13 protein-coding genes are annotated in these 18,334 nt (G+C 48.5%); 11 read left to right on the top strand and 2 right to left on the bottom strand.

Going from position 1 to position 18,334, the window contains the following annotated elements:
* Positions 1 to 146 precede the first annotated feature (146 nt).
* The 6 genes from ACLROL_RS10240 (at position 147) to ACLROL_RS10215 (ending at position 10,963) form a co-directional block, all read left to right on the top strand.
* Positions 147 to 2,396, top strand: coding sequence for a GNAT family N-acetyltransferase (locus ACLROL_RS10240; protein WP_413067772.1), 2,250 nt, complete (start codon positions 147 to 149; stop codon positions 2,394 to 2,396).
* 29 nt (positions 2,397 to 2,425) lie between these two features.
* Complete coding sequence (locus ACLROL_RS10235; RefSeq protein WP_087210970.1) at positions 2,426 to 4,684, top strand: glycogen/starch/alpha-glucan phosphorylase; 2,259 nt, start codon at positions 2,426 to 2,428, stop codon at positions 4,682 to 4,684.
* 22 nt (positions 4,685 to 4,706) lie between these two features.
* The gene (gene malQ / locus ACLROL_RS10230) at positions 4,707 to 6,161 is read left to right on the top strand and encodes a 4-alpha-glucanotransferase (RefSeq protein WP_287447936.1); all 1,455 of its coding nucleotides are present in this window, start codon (positions 4,707 to 4,709) and stop codon (positions 6,159 to 6,161) included.
* Positions 6,162 to 6,167: 6 nt separating this feature from the next.
* Complete coding sequence (locus ACLROL_RS10225; protein WP_413067771.1) at positions 6,168 to 7,922, top strand: glycoside hydrolase family 13 protein; 1,755 nt, start codon at positions 6,168 to 6,170, stop codon at positions 7,920 to 7,922.
* A gap of 33 nt (positions 7,923 to 7,955) precedes the next feature.
* Positions 7,956 to 8,585: a sugar O-acetyltransferase gene (locus ACLROL_RS10220; RefSeq protein ID WP_087201049.1), complete on the top strand. Its 630-nt coding sequence runs from the start codon at positions 7,956 to 7,958 to the stop codon at positions 8,583 to 8,585.
* Between the two features lie 62 nt (positions 8,586 to 8,647).
* Positions 8,648 to 10,963: a D-serine ammonia-lyase gene (locus tag ACLROL_RS10215; RefSeq protein WP_413067770.1), complete on the top strand. Its 2,316-nt coding sequence runs from the start codon at positions 8,648 to 8,650 to the stop codon at positions 10,961 to 10,963.
* Positions 10,964 to 10,970: 7 nt separating this feature from the next.
* Here the strand turns inward: ACLROL_RS10215 and ACLROL_RS10210 are convergent, their stop codons facing one another.
* Positions 10,971 to 11,726 carry an SDR family NAD(P)-dependent oxidoreductase gene (locus ACLROL_RS10210; RefSeq protein ID WP_087201047.1) on the bottom strand — a complete coding sequence of 252 codons (756 nt, stop codon included), beginning with the start codon at positions 11,724 to 11,726 and terminating at the stop codon, positions 10,971 to 10,973.
* A gap of 118 nt (positions 11,727 to 11,844) precedes the next feature.
* On the opposite strand from ACLROL_RS10210, the gene ACLROL_RS10205 reads away from it, so the two are divergent.
* Positions 11,845 to 12,378: an HD domain-containing protein gene (locus ACLROL_RS10205; RefSeq protein WP_087211092.1), complete on the top strand. Its 534-nt coding sequence runs from the start codon at positions 11,845 to 11,847 to the stop codon at positions 12,376 to 12,378.
* 20 nt (positions 12,379 to 12,398) lie between these two features.
* Complete coding sequence (locus ACLROL_RS10200) at positions 12,399 to 13,805, top strand: NAD(P)/FAD-dependent oxidoreductase (protein WP_413067769.1); 1,407 nt, start codon at positions 12,399 to 12,401, stop codon at positions 13,803 to 13,805.
* Positions 13,806 to 13,818: 13 nt separating this feature from the next.
* Here ACLROL_RS10200 and ACLROL_RS10195 read toward each other — a convergent pair whose 3' ends face one another.
* Positions 13,819 to 15,162, bottom strand: a complete 1,344-nt coding sequence (locus tag ACLROL_RS10195; RefSeq protein WP_087201043.1) for an MATE family efflux transporter — start codon at positions 15,160 to 15,162, stop codon at positions 13,819 to 13,821.
* Positions 15,163 to 15,342: 180 nt separating this feature from the next.
* Between ACLROL_RS10195 and ACLROL_RS10190 the strand changes: the two genes are divergently transcribed.
* Genes ACLROL_RS10190 through ACLROL_RS10180 form a run of 3 tightly spaced genes read left to right on the top strand, consistent with a single transcriptional unit; the run spans position 15,343 to position 18,278 of the window.
* A complete protein-coding gene (locus tag ACLROL_RS10190) occupies positions 15,343 to 16,362 on the top strand; it encodes an asparaginase (protein WP_087210981.1) in 1,020 nt (339 codons plus the stop codon).
* Positions 16,359 to 17,087 carry a DNA alkylation repair protein gene (locus ACLROL_RS10185; protein ID WP_087201039.1) on the top strand — a complete coding sequence of 243 codons (729 nt, stop codon included), beginning with the start codon at positions 16,359 to 16,361 and terminating at the stop codon, positions 17,085 to 17,087. The genes ACLROL_RS10190 and ACLROL_RS10185 overlap by 4 nt, the downstream gene beginning before the upstream one ends.
* Complete coding sequence (locus ACLROL_RS10180; protein ID WP_162608210.1) at positions 17,088 to 18,278, top strand: GNAT family N-acetyltransferase/HAD family hydrolase; 1,191 nt, start codon at positions 17,088 to 17,090, stop codon at positions 18,276 to 18,278.
* Positions 18,279 to 18,334: the final 56 nt, after the last annotated feature.

Below are 18,334 nucleotides of genomic sequence, written 5' to 3'. Positions count from 1 at the left end.
CCCGTACGTACGGTTCAACGGGAGGGGCGAGATTTTACTCTCCCTCTACCCTATTTTTTATTTTCCTACTAGCCGGCACACAGACAAATTGATACAATAGAAATACGTTACAACAAAGGCTGATCTGGCGAAAAGGGGGATGTGATATGAGTCTGACTTTGGAATTGAAAGAATATTTGTACGAAAAGGGGGCAGCCCTGGTTGGTATCGGAAATATGGACGGTGTCGAAAACTGTAAATGGCCGACAGGAGTGTCGGTAGCAGTACCTCTACCAAAGCATGTGATCATGGATCTCAAGAAGGCTCCGACAAAAGAATACCGCGAATACTATCATAAGCTGAACAACAAGCTCAATGAAATTGTCACTGCGGGAGAAGCATTCCTGAAGGAGAGAGGGTATGAAGCGTGGGCACAGACCACCGACCGTGTAGAGGTTGGACCGGACAGAAAGTCCCGGATCCCGCATAAAACAGTGGCTACGAGGGCAGGACTTGGATGGATCGGAAAGAACTGTCTCCTGGTCACAAAACAATATGGATCGGCAGTAAGGATCTCATCTCTGTTCACGGATGCACCATTGGAACATGACTGTTCCATCAATGAGTCTCGCTGCGGCGGATGTACACTTTGTGTGAAGAACTGTCCTGCACAGGCGCTGAAAGGGACGCTTTGGAAAGCCGGGATGGAAAGGGAAGAGATCGTGGATGTGGAGACGTGCTACCGAAAAGAGAAAGAAATCATGACGAAAGCCACCGGGATCGAGACGGATTTATGTGGGAAATGTTTTGCCGTATGTGCCTATACCGACCGATATTTGAAAAGAACATCGGAGGAGGACGCAATGTGTACTTTAGTGAAACCGGATGAACGATACACCGCGCAGATCGAAGCATTCAAACAGGAGCTGCTGGAGGCCGGAAGTTCGATGGATGGGACAGGCTCCCTCCGGCAAAATGATCCCATTGAGTGGATAAAAGAAAACAGGCTTTATGAAAAAAAGGAGAATGTCCCGGAAAATTGGGTTTCTGCGACGCAGTATGCCTATGTAAGGCAGCAGGATCAGAAGATCCTCGGTGTGATCCAGATCCGGCATTACTTTAACGGATATCTGGAAAAATACGGAGGTCATATTGGCTATTCCGTCTGTCCGAGCGAACGGAGAAAAGGCTATGCAAAAAGGATGCTGAAAGAGGCACTGCCTCTTTGCCAGGAGCTGGGGCTTAAGAAGGTTCTCATCACTTGTCTGGAAGAAAATGCAGGGAGCGAAAAGACAATCCTTGCAAATGGAGGGATTTATGAGTCCGCAGAATCCACGAATGGAAAGACGATCCTTGCCGGATTTCCTTTTTTTGAGGATTGGGGAAGAGATACGATGATCGCCCTTCCGGGAGTATGTATTTCCACCGGACAGTACGACGCTGCAAAAGAGATATTACGGACATTTGCCGTACATGAAAAAGACGGTCTGATGCCGAATCTTTTCCCGGAAGGCGGTACGGAACCGATGTACAATACAGTGGATGCGGCGCTTTTATTCATCAACTGTGTGTACCTATATGATAAGGCGGCGAAAGATACCGATTTTGTGCGGGAAGTGTGGCCGGTCATGGAACGGATCGTGGAGAAATACCGCGAGGGCACACACTACGGCATCCGCATGGATGAAGACGGACTCATCCTGGCAGGGGAAGACCTCTGGCAGGTAACATGGATGGACGTGCGGGTGGGAGAGATCCTTCCGACGCCTCGGCACGGGAAACCGGTGGAGATCAATGCATATTGGTACAATGCTCTGTGCATTATGGAATTATTTGCATCTATGTTTGGAAAAGATTATACTGAATACAGGAAACTGGCGAAGAAGGCAAAGGCCTCCTTCCGGAAGAAGTTCTGGATGGATGACCGGAAGTGCCTGAAAGATCTTATATCTGGAACCAAGGCAGATACGCAGGTGCGGTGCAATCAGATCTGGGCAGTTTCCATGCCGTTTACCATGCTGGAACCGGAGCAGGAAAAGCAGATCGTAGAGACGGTATTTGAGACACTTTACACACCGTACGGGCTTCGCACACTGGAGGAAGCCGACGAGGAATTCCATCCGTTCTACGGGGGTAGGATGGAAGAACGGGACATGGCGTACCATCAGGGAACTGTCTGGACGTTCCCTCTTGGAGCGTGGTATCTCGCTTATCTGAAAGTACATGGATACTCCATGGAGTCAAAAGAAGAAGTAAAAGAGATGCTGGAGACGATAGAAAGCGCCATGAGAGAAGGATGTATTGGGCAGCTTCCGGAGATATATGACGGAGAAAACCCGGTGTCTTCCAAAGGATGTTTCGCACAGGCATGGAGTGTGGGAGAGATCCTGAGAGTATACGAAGCAATTGAAAAGTAAGAAAGAGATTCGTCTGAAAGGAGAGACATATGGAACAGTTATTAAAACAGATACTGCAGGAAAAATACGGAAAAGGAATCAAAGAAGCTTCCAATGAAGAAATCTACACAGCGCTTTTATGTATCACAAAAGAGAAAATGCAGGGAATGAAACGAAACGAAGGGGAGAAAAAGCTTTATTATATCTCCGCCGAATTTCTGATCGGAAAACTCTTATCCAACAATCTGATCAACCTTGGACTTTTTGATGAGACGAAAGACGTGCTGGAAAAATACGGACATGACATCACAGCCATCGAGGAGACAGAACCGGAACCATCTCTCGGAAACGGCGGACTGGGACGTCTGGCCGCATGTTTTCTGGACTCCATCGCGACCCTTGGACTGCCGGGGGACGGCGTTGGACTCAATTATCATGACGGTCTGTTCCGCCAGACATTTGTGGATAATAAACAGCGGGAAGAGAAGAATCCGTGGATCACGGACAAGAGCTGGCTGACCCGCACGGAACGTCATTTTGAAGTGCCGTTTAAAGATTTTACACTGACATCTACCATGTACGACATCGATGTGCCGGGATACGAAAGCGGATGCAACAAACTGCATCTCTTTGACTTGGATACAGTAGATGAGAGCATTATTCACGACGGTATCCAGTTTGACAAAAACGACATCAAAAAGAACCTGACACTCTTCCTCTATCCGGATGACAGTGATGAGAACGGCCGTCTTCTGAGAATCTATCAGCAGTATTTCATGGTCAGCAACGCAGCGCAGCTGATCCTTGCCGAGGCGGAAGAAAAAGGATACAACTTATATGAACTTTACAATCACGTATCGATCCAGATCAACGATACCCATCCGACGATGGTTATCCCGGAGCTGATCCGTCTTCTTGTGGCAAAAGGATTCAACATGGATACAGCGGTAGACGTGGTTAGAAAGACATGTGCGTACACAAACCATACGATCCTTGCGGAAGCCTTGGAAAAATGGCCGGTTTCCTATCTGGAAAAAGTAGTTCCGCATCTCATGCCGATCATCCGCGACCTGGATGCACGTGTAAGAAGAGACTTCCACGATGAAAAAGTCTACATCATCGACAAAGAAGACCGGGTTCATATGGCGCATATTGATATCCATTTTGGATATGCGGTAAACGGTGTGGCTGCGCTTCACACGGAGATCTTAAAAGAATCCGAACTGAAGCCGTTCTACGACATTTACCCGGAAAAATTCAACAACAAAACAAACGGCATTACATTCCGCAGATGGCTCGTACACTGCAATCATGAGCTTTCCGATTATCTCGCAGAGCTCATCGGACCAGAATTCCAGCACGATGCGGCAAACCTTGAGAAACTCCTGGCATACAAAGATGACGAGGAAGTGCTGAAAAAACTCAGAAGCATCAAGAAAAATGCAAAGATCAGCCTGAAAGAATACCTGAAACTGACGCAGGATATTGATATTGATGAGAACTCCATTTTTGATATCCAGATCAAACGTCTCCACGAATACAAGAGACAGCAGATGAACGCTCTGTATGCCATCTACAAATACAAAGAAATTAAAAAAGGAAATCTGCCGAAACGTCCGATCACAATGATCTTCGGGGCAAAAGCAGCTCCGGCGTACACGATCGCAAAAGATATCATCCACCTGATTCTCTGCCTCCAGAAACTTGTGGACAGTGATCCGGAAGTAAGCAAGTACTTAAAGATCGTGATGGTGGAAAACTATAATGTCACAAAAGCTGAGAAACTCATCCCGGCATGCGATATTTCCGAGCAGATCTCCCTTGCATCCAAGGAAGCGTCCGGAACAGGAAATATGAAATTCATGCTGAACGGCGCTGTGACGCTTGGAACGGAAGACGGGGCAAATGTTGAGATCCACGAGCTTGTAGGCGACGACAATATCTATATATTCGGTGCAAAATCTGAGGATGTCATCAAGCTTTATGATACAGCAGGATATTGCTCCAGAAAGATCTATGAGGAAGATGCGCTTGTGGAAGAACTGGTGGATTTCATCATCAGCAAAGAGCTCATTATGATCGGAGATCCAGTCAACTTAGGACGGCTTTACAAAGAGATCGTCGGAAAAGACTGGTTCATGACACTTCTGGATATCAAAGAGTATATCAAGACAAAAGAACAGATGCTGGAAGATTACGAAGATGAAACGGCCTGGGCTAAGAAATCCCTTGTCAATATCGCAAAGGCAGGATTCTTCTCATCAGACCGTACGATCGCGGAATACAACAGAGACATCTGGCATTTATAAAAAGACAGGAAGGACAACAGATATGAGAGAATCAGGAATATTGATGCCGGTATCTTCACTCCCGTCCCGGACGGGGGTGGGGGATCTTGGCTTTTATGCATATGAATTCATCCGGCAGCTTCAAGACAACGGAGTAAAGATCTGGCAGATTCTACCGATGAATCCGGTAGGGTATGGAAACTCCCCGTATCAGCCGTACTCATCCTGCGCAGGGGACGAACTTTTCATCAGTCTCGAGTCTCTTTACGAGAAGGGACTCTTAAAAGAAATGCCTCCTGCTTTTCGGGAGATGGAGAGAAAAGTGGACTACGATCAGGTACGAGCATTCAAGGAACCGTATCTTAGAGAAGCATTTGCAGCGTTTGAAGAGACTGAAGATTACAAAGCGTTTGCAGATCAGGAGTGGGTGTATGAATACGCTGTTTTTCGGGCCCTTAAGAAAGCCAACGGAAATGTCTGCTGGAATGAGTGGAGACAGGAAGACAAAGAGTGGCCGGATAGACGGACACCACTGTCTGAGGAAAACAAAATTGAAGCGGACTACCATATGTTCCTTCAGTATATCTTTTTCATCCAGTGGATGGAAGTAAAAAAGGCAGCCAATGACGCAGGCATCCGGATCATGGGAGATGTTCCGTTCTATGTGGGCATCGACTCGGTGGATGTGTGGGGCGGAAAAAGCAACTTCCTTCTTGATACAGATGGGCGTCCGATCTTCATCGCCGGTGTGCCTCCGGATTATTTCAGTGCCACAGGGCAAAGATGGGGCAATCCGATTTATGATTGGGATTATATGAAAGAAAACGGATATCAGTTCTGGGTGGACCGTATCGGATACAGCCAGAAACTGTTTGACATTATCCGGATCGATCATTTCCGGGCGTTTGATACATTTTGGAAGATTCCGGCTTCTTGTCCGACAGCCATTGAAGGAGAATGGATCGAGGCACCGGGGTACGAAGTGATCGACACGCTGAAAGCAAAGATTCCGGGTCTTGATCTGGTGGCGGAAGATTTAGGGGAACTGCGTCCGGAAGTGCTCGTTCTTAAAAATCACTACAACCTGAAAGGAATGAAGATCCTTGTGTTCAGCATCGAGACAAAAGGAAAATACGCTTACGACAGTTTCGGCGATGCAGAAAATATGATCATCTACACAGGGACACATGACAACGATACGCTGATGCAGTGGTATGAAAGCTTAAGCAAAGCGGCCAGACGGAAAGTCCGGAGATTCCTCACAAGACAGGGGATCAAACAGGGATCCGTAAAGGATCGTCTGCTTACATATACATGGAAAAGCAGAGCAGAATACGCTATTATTCCGATGGCGGACATTCTCGGACTTGGTGCAGAAGGACACATCAATACACCGGGCACCGTCGGTTCTCCGAACTGGGAGTGGAGGATGCCGGATATGGAAGAGGCAGCAAAGCAGCTTCGGCGTTACAGGAAAGCGATGACAGAAAGGGCATAGGAAAAGATGGATTTTACCGGAGTGTATCATAAGACGACAGAGCAGATGAGCTATGCGCTCAACGAGGACGAACTCATCGTGAATCTGAAAACCGGATATGATGTAAAAAAGGTCTTTCTGTACTACGGGGATCCCTTTGAAGCAGGGATCCTCGGAGGAAAGGAAAAGTGGACCGGGACGAAGGAAGAAATCGTCTATAAAAAATACCTGCAGCATCAGATCTGGTGGACGACGACCCTCGTTCCAAAGTATAAAAGATGCAAATATTATTTTGAACTTCACACCGAAGATGAAGTCTGGTACTATTTTGAGGATGGATTTCTCACAAAAGAACAGATGGAGATGGACGGACGGATGCTTCAGTGCTTTACCGTCCCGTGGATGAATCCGGCGGATGTAAACCGGACCCCAGGGTGGGTCAATGAGACGGTCTGGTATCAGATTTTTCCGGACCGGTTTGCCAACGGTACGCCAGAAGAAAATAGTGAGGATATCCTTCCATGGAGGAATGAAGGTACTGTTACAAATGAAGAGAGGTTCGGCGGCAATCTGAGAGGGATACGGATGAAGCTTCCGTATCTGAGAGAGCTTGGGATCACGGGTATCTATCTGAATCCCATCATGGAAGCGGAATCCAATCACAAGTACGATACGACAGATTACACGAAAATCGATCCGGCATTCGGAGATGAGAAGGAATTCGAAAGTCTTGTGAAAGAAGCCCATGAAAACGGCATCCGCGTCATGGTGGACGCCGTCTTCAACCACTGCGGAAGAAAGTTTGCACCGTGGATGGATGTGCTGAAAAATGGAAAAAACTCCCGGTATGCAGGGTGGTTTATGGTCAATGACTGGTCCCAGATCGGGAAGAAGGCCAGCACACGGGACGGCAGATTTTATTCCTTTGCATTTGCCGACGGTATGCCAAAACTCAATACAAACGAACCAGAAGTGATCGACTATTTCTGTACTGTTGTGGAAGGATGGATCCGGGATTACGACATCGATGGGATCCGTTTTGACGTAGGAAACGAGATTTCCCACCGGTTTTTGAAGATCGTCCGGGAACATGTAAAAGCCATCAAACCGGATATCTACCTGCTTGGGGAAATATGGCATGACGCAAGTCAGTGGCTTTTGGGGGATGAGTACGATTCGGTTATGAATTATCCGCTCATGAGCGGCATTCACGACTTTTTTATCGATAAGACTATGGGGAAACGGGATTTTGCCTACATGATCAACCGCTGTTATACGATGTACATGCAGCAGTGCAACAACGTCCTGTTCAATCTCCTGGATTCCCACGACACAGAACGCCTCATGAACCGGTTCCATGATCTGGATCTTTTTTACCAGCAGCTTGCCGTATTGTTTACGATGCCGGGAAGCCCTTGTATCTATTACGGGACAGAAATTGCCATGGAAGGCGGTCACGACCCGGACTGCAGGAGATGTATGCCGTGGGATCTTCTGGATGAAGAAGAAAACCAGGAAAAGATCCGGGAGATGAAAAAGCTGATCGCCCTCAGAAAAGAGGAACCGATGACAAGAAGCCCGCATTTCCACTTTCCGGAGACATACGATGAGCCGCGTCTCGTAGAGTATGTGAAACTGGACGGATACGGACATTCCATTGAAGTACTGCTGAACTGTTCGGATGCCGATGTGTCAGTAAAGGAAGAAGGAGAAATCCTCTTTGCGCGGAGGTATAAAGATGGAGTCCTTGAGAAAAACGGGACACTGATCCGCAGGAAATAGACGAAAAAGGAAAGAAATGCACAGGTATCGATTATGAATATGAGAGAACGAAGAGATGCAGGAATGGCATATGTGTCGGACGGATCCGTACTGGAAGAACAGGCTGTATGCCGCAGACTCTTGCAGAAACTGAACTTTATGGATCGTTCGGATTTCGACGGGCTTTCTGAAGTGGTAAAGGAACTGCTTGGAAAATCCGAAGGGGCATGGATCAATCCGCCGTTTTACTGTGATTACGGCTCCCACATTGAAGTAGGGAAAAATTTCTTCGCAAATTACAACTGTACGATACTGGACGTGGCGAAAGTAAGGATCGGGGATAACTGTCAGCTTGCCCCAAACGTGGCCATCTACACGGGAGGGCACCCGATTTATCCGGACACACGGAACTCCGCTTACGAATATGGAAAAGAAGTTGTCATTGGAGATAATGTCTGGATCGGCGGCAACACAGTAGTCTGTCCGGGAGTGCGGATCGGAGACAATGTCGTGATCGGCGCGGGGAGCGTTGTGACAAAAGATATACCAGACTGGTCAGTGGCAGCTGGAAATCCGTGTAAAGTCATCCGAAAGATCACGGAGGAGGATAAAAGGAAGCTGTTCCGGGATGAAGAAATCGACGATGAAGCCTGGAAAGCGATCCAAGAAAAAATGAATATATAGAAAGATCAAAGAGTACGGTTCATGTTATATGGGGTGTACTCTTTTGTCACATGGAGGAAAAGATGGAGAAGACGGCAGATAAGATCAAAGACAATCTAATAGTAAGGGAACTTGCAGGTGCCGGGGAGCTTGCATGGATCAATCCTGGGAAACTCTCCTGGGAAGAGGAAAAAGAAGTGTTTGAAATCAGACCGGAAGAGATTGATGACGCTCAGGAGAGGCTGCAAAGATTTGCACCTCTGATCCTTCGGTACTTTCCGGAGACAAAAGAAAGAAACGGCGTGATCGAGTCTCCTCTGGAAGAGATCCGGAACATGAAATCGGCGATGGAGGAGAAGCTTTGCACATCCATACCGGGAAGACTCCTTTTAAAAGAAGACAGCCATCTTGCCATTGCGGGATCTGTAAAGGCAAGAGGAGGAATTTATGAGGTGCTGAAATACGCGGAAGATCTTGCAAAGAAGCACAGCCTTTTGAAAGAAGGGGACAGCTATGCTGTGCTGGGAGAGGAAGAAAACCGTGCGGTATTTCAAAATTACACGATCCAGGTTGGCTCTACGGGAAACCTGGGTCTTAGTATCGGCATCATCAGCGCGGTACTCGGCTTTCGCGTGATCGTCCATATGTCCGCGGACGCCAAAGAGTGGAAGAAAGAACTTCTGAGAAAATTCGGTGTGGAAGTGAAAGAATATGAACAGGATTACGGGGAAGCGGTAAAATGCGGAAGGGCTCTCTCTGATCAGGATCCAAACAGTTATTTTGTGGATGATGAGAATTCCAGGACTTTGTTTCTCGGTTATGCGACAGCGGGGAAACGGCTGAAGGCGCAGCTCGATGAGAAGAAGATCACGGTGGATGAGGAGCATCCTTTGTTCGTCTTTATTCCGTGCGGAGTTGGAGGAGCGCCGGGTGGCATCACAGCCGGGCTCAAGTGGGTGTTCGGCGATGCGGTTCACTGCTTTTTTGCGGAGCCGGTCCAGGCGCCTTGTATGCTTCTTGGCATGGCTTCGGGGCTCCACAATGAGATCGCAGTTCAGGACATCGGTCTTACAGGAAAGACCGATGCCGACGGTCTGGCGGTGGGACGCCCTTCCGTATTTGCGGGGAAGATCATGGAGACTGTTTTAAGCGGCGAAGTGACGGTGGAGGACAGATCTCTTCTGAAATACATGAAGCTTCTCATGGATACGGAAGAGATCTTCCTTGAACCAAGCGCCTGTGCGGGATTCGAAGGGGTAAAAGCTCTGTCGGAAAACGAGGTATTTCAGACTTATATAAAGGAAAACGGGCTGGAGCCGGTCATGAAAGATGCAGTGCAGATTGTCTGGGCGACCGGGGGCAGTCTTGTTCCGCAAGAAATGCGAGATCAATATCTCAAGGAAGCAGAGCTTGCAAGCCTGACGATACCGGGATTCACAGAAGGAGGAAACTGGTACAAAGGAAATCTCCACAGCCACACGGTCAATTCCGACGGCTGCCTCACACCTGAGGAGTCAGTAAAGCTTTTCCGTGAGCATGGATACCACTTCCTCTGCTTTTCCGAACACGATCTTTACACCGATTATCGGGGAAAATTTGACTGTGAGGACTTTATCATCCTGCCGGGGCTCGAAGCATTCGCGGTTCTCTATGAGTCAGAAGACGCAAAGCTCAGGCAGAAAGTACACCATATCCATGGAATCCTGGGCACGAAAGAAATGCAGGAACATGCAAAAAAAGAGCCGTATCAACATATGGAGAAACATCCGGTGGCCAAGTACTACGGCACATGGGACGGAGCCGATGCGGCACAGAAGCTGGCAGATGAGATGACATCCAGAGGGATGATCGCAACGTACAATCATCCGATCTGGTCCAGAGTGCGGGATGAGGAATTCATCCATACAACAGGCCTTTGGGCTCTGGAAATCTACAATTACGGTACAGTCAACGAAAGCGCGACAGGGTATGATGAGACGTACTGGGACGTGATGCTGAGGGAAGGAAAGAGGATTTTTGCACTTGCGTCCGATGACAATCACAATGACGGCATCGTGGAAGATGCCTGCGGCGGATATATTGTCGTGAAAGCGGACATACTTTCCCATGAAGAGATCATAAAAAATATGATGGCTGGAAATTACTATTCTTCATCAGGACCAGAGATCTATGACTGGGGTATCCGGGACGGAAGGGCATATGTCACATCCAGCCCGGTGTACCGTATCGATTTCATCGTCGGAAACTGTATCAATGACGGGGGATCTATCGTCTGCAGTTCCGTGGATGAAACGATACAAAGCGGCGAGTATACCCTCAAAGGACATGAGAAATATGTGAGAGTAAAATGTATAGATCGGTACGGAAAGACAGCGTGGAGCAATCCGATTTTTCTCTGATACTGATTTATAAATAACCACCGTCAAACCCGACTACCTGCCCGGTCATATATTCCGGAGCGTGGGCGGTATCCCAGATCATGCGGGCCGCTTCCTCGGCTGTGGCAAACCGGCCGGCAGGGATGTCGTAGGCGAGAGACTCGCGTTCTTCCGGACTTAGGCAGGCGTTCATCTCCGTGTCGATCACACCGAAGGCGATGGCGTTGACTTGGATATTGCTTGGGGCCAGCTCTTTTGCCAGCGCCCTTGTAAGACCCTGGACGCCGGATTTTGTGGCGGAGTAGGCTGCTTCGCAGGAGGCTCCGCTTTGACCCCACATAGAAGAGACGTTCACGATCCGCCCTTTTTTTCGTGATACCATATAGGGAATGCTCTCACGGCAGCAGTAGAACACGGAAGAGAGGTTTGTGTTTACAATACGCATCCATTCGGCGTCGCTCATATCGCTTAGAAGGCCGATGTGGGAGATGCCGGCATTGTTGATGAGGACGTCAAGTCCACCATCCGTATAGTCTGAAGTACGAATGAAATCAAAGATTTTCCGGACATCGCCTGGGTCTCCCACATCTCCCGGGCAGAGCTCGCAGGATCCGCCTGGAAAGGAAGAAATCTTGGAGGCCACATCCGAAAGGGCTTTCTGATGACTTCGGCAGTTTAAAAAGACATGATATCCGCGAGATGCAAAGAGGAGGGCGCATGCCCGGCCGATTCCTCTGGAAGATCCGGTTATGAGAACACAAGGTTTCTGTTTATTCATTTTCATCTTCTCCTTTTTTAAACGATGATACCATACAAACGTTGTGAAGAAAAGAAAGAAGTGTTACAATAAAGTCAGAAATCAGGAGCTTTGGACGGATGATTTCAGAAAGGATTCGGGGAAAATGATAGATCAGGCGTTGGAATTTGCCACAAAGGCACACGAAGGGCAGCTTCGCAAAGGGACGAAAAGGCCGTATATTGTCCATCCTATCGAAGTGGGGGACATCGTAGCGACGATGACGACAGATGAGGAGATCATCAGCGCAGCTATTCTGCACGACACCATCGAGGATTGCAAAGGAGTGACACAGGAGCTTTTGGCCAGCCTTTTTACAGAGCGCGTGGCCTCCCTTGTAGCTCAGGAGAGTGAAGATAAATCGAAATCATGGGAAGAAAGAAAAGGAGCTACCATCGAACGGCTCCGGACAGCACCGTATGAAGTACAGATGATAGGGCTTGCGGACAAGCTGTCCAATATGCGCGATATTAACCGCGACTATCCAAAGGTGGGAGAAGAATTCTGGAACCGTTTCCGCATGAAAGATAAAGAGCGGATCGGCTGGTACTATAAAGGGATAAGAGATGTCTTGAAAGAACGGTTTTCCGGGATTGAGGCATATGAGGAATACTGCAGACTTGTAAACAAGATTTTTTAAACGATTTTGGAGGTACAGACTTGGGAGCAAATTATGATGTGATCATTATCGGTGCGGGGCCTTCCGGAATTTTCTGCGCGTATGAACTGATGAAAAGAAATCCGGGAAAACGGGTGCTGATGTTGGAAAAAGGACGTTCTATAGAAAAAAGGAGCTGCCCGAAACGAACAACCAAAGTGTGTATGGGGTGTAAGCCATGTTCCATCACAACGGGATTTGCAGGTGCAGGAGCGTTTTCAGATGGGAAACTTTCCTTGTCGCCGGAAGTGGGCGGTACCCTTCCGGATATCCTTGGATATGAAGCCGCATCAGAACTCATAGGCGAAGCGGATCAGATTTACCTTTCTTTCGGGGCGGACAAAAAAGTATACGGGATCGAGGATATGGCGGCTATCGAGGAAATCAGAGCCAAATCTATTCGCGCAGATTTGAAGCTCATCGAATGTCCGATACGGCATCTCGGAACGGAGGAAGGGTATAAAATCTACACGAGACTTCAGGAACATCTTCTTGAGTCCGGGGTGGAGATCCGATTTATGACGATGGTAGAAGACATCCTGGTAGAGGACGGTGCCGTGAAAGGCGTTGTCACAGACAAACAGGAAACATTTTTTGCGCCGGAAGTTGTGGCGGGCGTAGGGCGGGAAGGATCAGAATGGTTCTCCCATATCTGCAGGAAGCACGGGATCGGAACCCAGAACGGAACAGTAGATGTGGGCGTGAGAGTGGAAGTGCGGGATGAAGTCATGAAGGAGCTCAATGAGAAGCTCTACGAGGCAAAGCTTGTATACTATACACCTACATTTGACGATAAAGTCCGTGTATTCTGTACAAACCCTTCCGGGGAAGTGGCGACGGAATACTACGAGGGAGGTCTCGCCGTCGTAAACGGACATGCATATAAGTCCAAAGATAAAAAAACCCATAATACGAATTTTGCGCTTCTTGTATCGAAAAACTTTACAGAACCGTTCAAGAGTCCGATCGAATACGGAAAGCACATTGCCCAGCTTGGCAATATGCTCTGCGATGGAAAGATTCTCGTACAAAGATACGGGGATTTCCGGAGGGGGAGAAGAACGACAGGGGAGAGACTCATGCGCAGCAATATTATCCCGACTCTGAAAGATGCCGTTCCGGGAGATCTCTCCTTAGTATTCCCACACAGGATCATGGTAGATATCGACGAGATGATCCGTGCTCTTGATAAAGTAACGCCGGGGATTGCAAGTGACGAAACGCTGCTGTACGGCGTGGAAGTGAAATTCTATTCCAATAAAGTTGTGGTAGACAAAGAGTTTGAGACGAATATACGAGGGCTGCGCGCCATGGGAGACGGAGCTGCCATCACAAGAGGGCTCCAACAGGCATCGGCAAACGGGCTTTATGTGGCCAGATGTATTCTGGGAAAAGAAAAGGAACATTGAGAAAAACAGGCAGTTATCCTGCCTGTTTTTTCCATCTGATCTGATAAACCAGTACGAGGACGATACCTTTAAAAATACTGGAGATTGTGATACTCCACCAGATCCCGTTGAGACCCAGAGGAGTCGAGATAAGCGCAAAGGCAAGAGGGATCCGCGCACAATTCAGCGTGATGCTCACGATGGACGGCGGGAGTGTCTTTCCAAGACCGGCGAAAGCTCCGGCGGTCGTGATCTCCATGCACATGAAAAGCTGGGACACGCCAAGGATCCGCAGATAGTCTACTCCCATCGGGAGGATATCTGCCTCCGGGATAAAGATCCGGAAGATCGGTTCCGGGAAGACGATCAGCACAAACGTGCAGAAGGCTCCCCACAAAAGGACGACCACCATGGATTTCTGATAGCCTTTTCTTGCGCGGGACAGATTGCCGGCGCCAAAATTCTGGGCGATGAAGGAATTGACCGCAGCGGCAAATCCGTCGGAAGTCATCCAGGAGATGGACTCAATCTGGGATCCGACTTTTTGAACAGCCACAGCGGCATCTCCGAATCCCGCAACCATCCGGGCGATGATCATGGAGATCGCAGTAAAGAGCATGTTCTGCAGGGACGAAGGAAGACCGATGCGGATGATTTCCTGAATTGCCGAAAGAGACGGGCGAGTCAGGAGATGGAGGCGGAGAAAGATCTCCGGCTCATTTTTAACCGCAAGGATGAACATGCATGTGACTACTGCCTGGGCAAATACAGTGGCGATGGCCGCTCCCAGTACGCCGAGATGCGGGAACGGACCGACGCCAAAGATCAAAACAGGGTCCAGTACGATGTTAATGATCAGGCCGGTGGCTGTCGCAAGGAGGGACGTCCTGCTGTTCCCCATGGCCGTAAGAATCCCGGTCAACACCTGGTTGAGGAAAGAAAAGACGACAAGTCCGCATGTCACGGCCAGATAAACCTGGGCATCTTTTATGACGGCAGGGGAGTTCAGACGGAAAAATCCGATAAGTGGAACCTGGAATACAATGCTTAAAAATCCATATAAAAGCCCGAAAAACAGTGCAAGCTGGATTGCATTGCGGGCGTAAGAGACAGCTTCTTCATCTTCCCTGGCTCCGAGGGCGTGCCCGACCTTGACTTGACCTCCCATCTTGGCAAGGGAGGCGATGCCGTTTGCAAACCACATGTACATTCCTGCAGCTCCTACCGAGGCGACCGCATCACTGCTGATCCGCCCGATCCATATCATATCGGTTAGATTGTATGCCATCTGGACAAGGGATGTAGCCATGATGGGAAGAGCCAGTTTCGTAAGGGACGAAAAAACAGGCCCGTTTAAAAGATCTATTTTCTGACGCATAAAAAACTCCTTTGTGTGTGATACACGAAAAAAATGTTTTTCGCAGAGATATTTTACCACACATGGCGCAAAAATCCTATCACAAAATCCAGTCTCAAAAATCAGGGAGGCTGGTTGATTTTCGCGTCGATTTTTGTTACTATTCAGCCATACATGTAAGTAATTGAGAGGAGAACCAAGATGAAAAAAATACTGATGATCGGAACCGGGGGTACGATTGCATCAAAACAGACAGAAAACGGATTGGCGCCGGGGCTGACACCGGAAGATATCCTGGCATATATTCCGAGGGTAAAGGAAGTCTGTGAGGTGGAGACGATGCAGGTGTGCAATATCGACAGCACGAATGTTTCGCCGGCACACTGGCAGATGATGGCTCAGGCAGTCAGAGATCACTATGAGAAATACGACGGATTTGTCATCTGTCATGGGACGGACACGCTGGCTTACACTGCGGCGGCTCTTTCCTATATGATCCAGAACTCTCCGAAGCCTGTTGTCATTACAGGAGCACAGAAGCCGATCAATATGGATGTTACTGATGCGAAGACAAATCTTCTTGACAGCTTTATCTACGCGGCGGATCCGGATTCAGAGGACGTAAGTATCGTGTTCGATGGGAAGGTAATCCTCGGCACAAGGGCGAAAAAAGAAAGAGCAAAAAGCTACAATGCATTTTCCAGCATCAATTTCCCTTATCCGGCGGTCATTCAGGACGGACAGCTGATCCGCTACCTTCCTCCGGTGTGCCATCAGGGGGATGTAAGATTCTACATGGATATGAAGGACAGCGTATATGTGCTGAAACTTGTACCAGGGATGAAACCGGGGGTTCTGACAAGGCTTCTGGAAGACTACGACTGTGTGGTTATCGAAAGTTTTGGTGTAGGAGGGCTGCCGGAAGCTATCACGGCGGAAGTCTATGAAGGGATGCCGAAATGGTTAAAAGAAGGAAAGCTTATTGTAATGACGACACAGGTTGTGAGTGAGGGAAGCAATATGACGGTCTATGAAGTGGGAAAGAAAGTGAAACAGGACTTTGACCTTCTGGAAGCATATGATATGACGCTGGAAGCCACCATCACAAAACTGATGTGGCTGATGGCGCAGAAGACAGAAAGTTATGAGGAGATCAAGCAGCTCTTTTATAAGAGGATCAACCACGATATCCTGTTTGCCAAATTCAGGGAGGAATCATGATAAAAACGGAAGAAATGCTGGACATGCTGAGAGACGTTTCCGATCCGGCCTACAAGGAATTCAATGACAGGATCTTAAACGCACCCGGGATGCCGACACTTGGCGTGCGGGTTCCCAAATTGCGGGAAATCGCAAAAAAAGCTGCTAAAGATACTGCCGAAGAGACAAAAGAAGGATGGATCTGGGAAATGGAGAACGGCCGGACACCGGATTTTCAGGAAGAACACATGGTGTACGGTATGGCCATCGGATATGGGAAAGCGGATACAGACAGGCGCAGGCACCTTCTTGACACATGGATCCCGGGAATCGTATCCTGGGCAGACTGTGACAGCGGCGTATCCACGCACCGGTTTATGACAACAGATCCTGAATATTGGTTTTCGTATGTCGATGCATGGAGCAGGAGCAGTCGCGAGATGGAGGTGCGTTTTGCAGCTGTCGCCCTTATGGACTTTTTCCTGAATGACGAATACATTGACCGGGTACTTGAAATATACAGGCGGATCAGCCTTGACGCCTACTATGTAAAAATGGGAGTGGCATGGGCTCTGTCGGTCTGTTATGTGAAATATCCGGAGAAGACGCTTGCACTTTTAAAAGAAGGTGCTCTGGATCCATGGACCCACAATAAGGCGATCCAAAAGTGCCGGGAATCATTTCGGGTAAGCAAAGAAGACAAAGAAATGCTAAAGGAACTGAAACGCAAGGAAAGGAAACGATAGATGAAGGGGAAAATCATACTGGAGACCAAACGGCTTATTCTCCGGGAAATGACGGAGGAGGATATTCCGGCTCTCCACGGTTTTTTGGGGGATCCGGAAGTCATGTATGCATATGAACATGGATTTTCCATGGAGGAATCAGCCGACTGGTGCCGCCGGCAGATGGCGCGCTACGAAAAAGACGGATTCGGCCTGTGGGCCGTGATCCGAAAGGAGGACGGACAGCTCATCGGGGACTGCGGGATCACAATGCAGGATATCGGAAAAGGGGAAGCAGAGAAAAAAGAAGAGATCGGCTATCATCTTCGGAAGGACTGCTGGCATCAAGGGTACGCAATAGAGGCGGCAGGCGCTGTAAAAAAATACGCCTTTGAGGTGCTGAATCTCCCGGAAGTGTACTCCATCATCCGGGATACAAATCTCCCTTCTCAGAAGACGGCCAGAAGAAACGGCATGAAAAAATGCGGGGAGTCGGTGCGCCATTACATGGGGATCGATATGCCTCATCTGATCTATTCCGTGCGAAGGATCCCGTACGAGACGATCTTTCTCGATCTTGACGGAACGCTCATCGACTCGGAACAGGGAATCCTGCATTCTGTGGCCTATGCACTGGAAAAATTCGGCATCTCCGCCACAAGGGAAGAAATGCTTCCATTTATCGGCCCGCCGCTGATCCACTCTTTCCAGGAATACACAGGCCTTACGGAAGAAGATGCTGCAAAAGCGGTTGCCTTTTACAGAGAAAACTTCGGGTTAAAAGGGGTATATGAGTACCGTTTGTATGACGGGGTTACGGATCTTTTAAAAGGGTTGAAAAAAGCGGGAAAACGGGTGGTTATGGCCACGTCAAAGCCGGAAAAGTATGCAAGGATCATCGCAGAAGACGCCGGTATCCTGGAGTATTTTGACGCTGTGTGCGGAAGTGATATGGACGGGAAACGTCTGACAAAAGAGGACGTTATCGCATACGCCCTTGATACATGCGGCCTGAAAGAAGGGGATCCGTCTGTTGTCATGGTAGGAGACCGAAGACACGATATACAGGGAGCGAAGGCTTTTGGTCTTGCATCCGCAGGTGTCCTCTACGGGTTTGGAAGTCTGGAAGAACTCAGAACGGCAGGGGCGGATTATCTGTTCATGACCGCCCGGGAAGCACAGGAATATCTGAGTTTCCAAAGAGAACCTTAAGAATCCATGAAAATTCCATGAACGCCTTGACAAACGACTTTTTCGTGTCTATGATT

Source organism: Sellimonas sp. (genome assembly GCF_047234585.1).
GTDB classification, from domain to species: domain Bacteria; phylum Bacillota; class Clostridia; order Lachnospirales; family Lachnospiraceae; genus Sellimonas; species Sellimonas caecigallum.
Note: the sequence above shows the minus strand (reverse complement) of the source record. Positions and strands in the feature narration are given on the sequence as shown.

Excerpts from the sequence above, each read along its gene's own strand:
- ACLROL_RS10225 (WP_413067771.1), top strand. The coding sequence starts at position 6,168 with ATGGATTTTACCGGAGTGTATCATAAGACGACAGAGCAGATGAGCTAT.
- ACLROL_RS10185 (WP_087201039.1), top strand. The coding sequence starts at position 16,359 with ATGATAAAAACGGAAGAAATGCTGGACATGCTGAGAGACGTTTCCGAT.
- ACLROL_RS10180 (WP_162608210.1), top strand. The coding sequence starts at position 17,088 with ATGAAGGGGAAAATCATACTGGAGACCAAACGGCTTATTCTCCGGGAA.
- ACLROL_RS10240 (WP_413067772.1), top strand. The coding sequence starts at position 147 with ATGAGTCTGACTTTGGAATTGAAAGAATATTTGTACGAAAAGGGGGCA.
- ACLROL_RS10205 (WP_087211092.1), top strand. The coding sequence starts at position 11,845 with ATGATAGATCAGGCGTTGGAATTTGCCACAAAGGCACACGAAGGGCAG.
- ACLROL_RS10190 (WP_087210981.1), top strand. The coding sequence starts at position 15,343 with ATGAAAAAAATACTGATGATCGGAACCGGGGGTACGATTGCATCAAAA.
- ACLROL_RS10195 (WP_087201043.1), bottom strand. The coding sequence starts at position 15,162 with ATGCGTCAGAAAATAGATCTTTTAAACGGGCCTGTTTTTTCGTCCCTT.
- ACLROL_RS10220 (WP_087201049.1), top strand. The coding sequence starts at position 7,956 with ATGAATATGAGAGAACGAAGAGATGCAGGAATGGCATATGTGTCGGAC.
- ACLROL_RS10235 (WP_087210970.1), top strand. The coding sequence starts at position 2,426 with ATGGAACAGTTATTAAAACAGATACTGCAGGAAAAATACGGAAAAGGA.
- ACLROL_RS10215 (WP_413067770.1), top strand. The coding sequence starts at position 8,648 with ATGGAGAAGACGGCAGATAAGATCAAAGACAATCTAATAGTAAGGGAA.
- malQ (WP_287447936.1), top strand. The coding sequence starts at position 4,707 with ATGAGAGAATCAGGAATATTGATGCCGGTATCTTCACTCCCGTCCCGG.
- ACLROL_RS10210 (WP_087201047.1), bottom strand. The coding sequence starts at position 11,726 with ATGAAAATGAATAAACAGAAACCTTGTGTTCTCATAACCGGATCTTCC.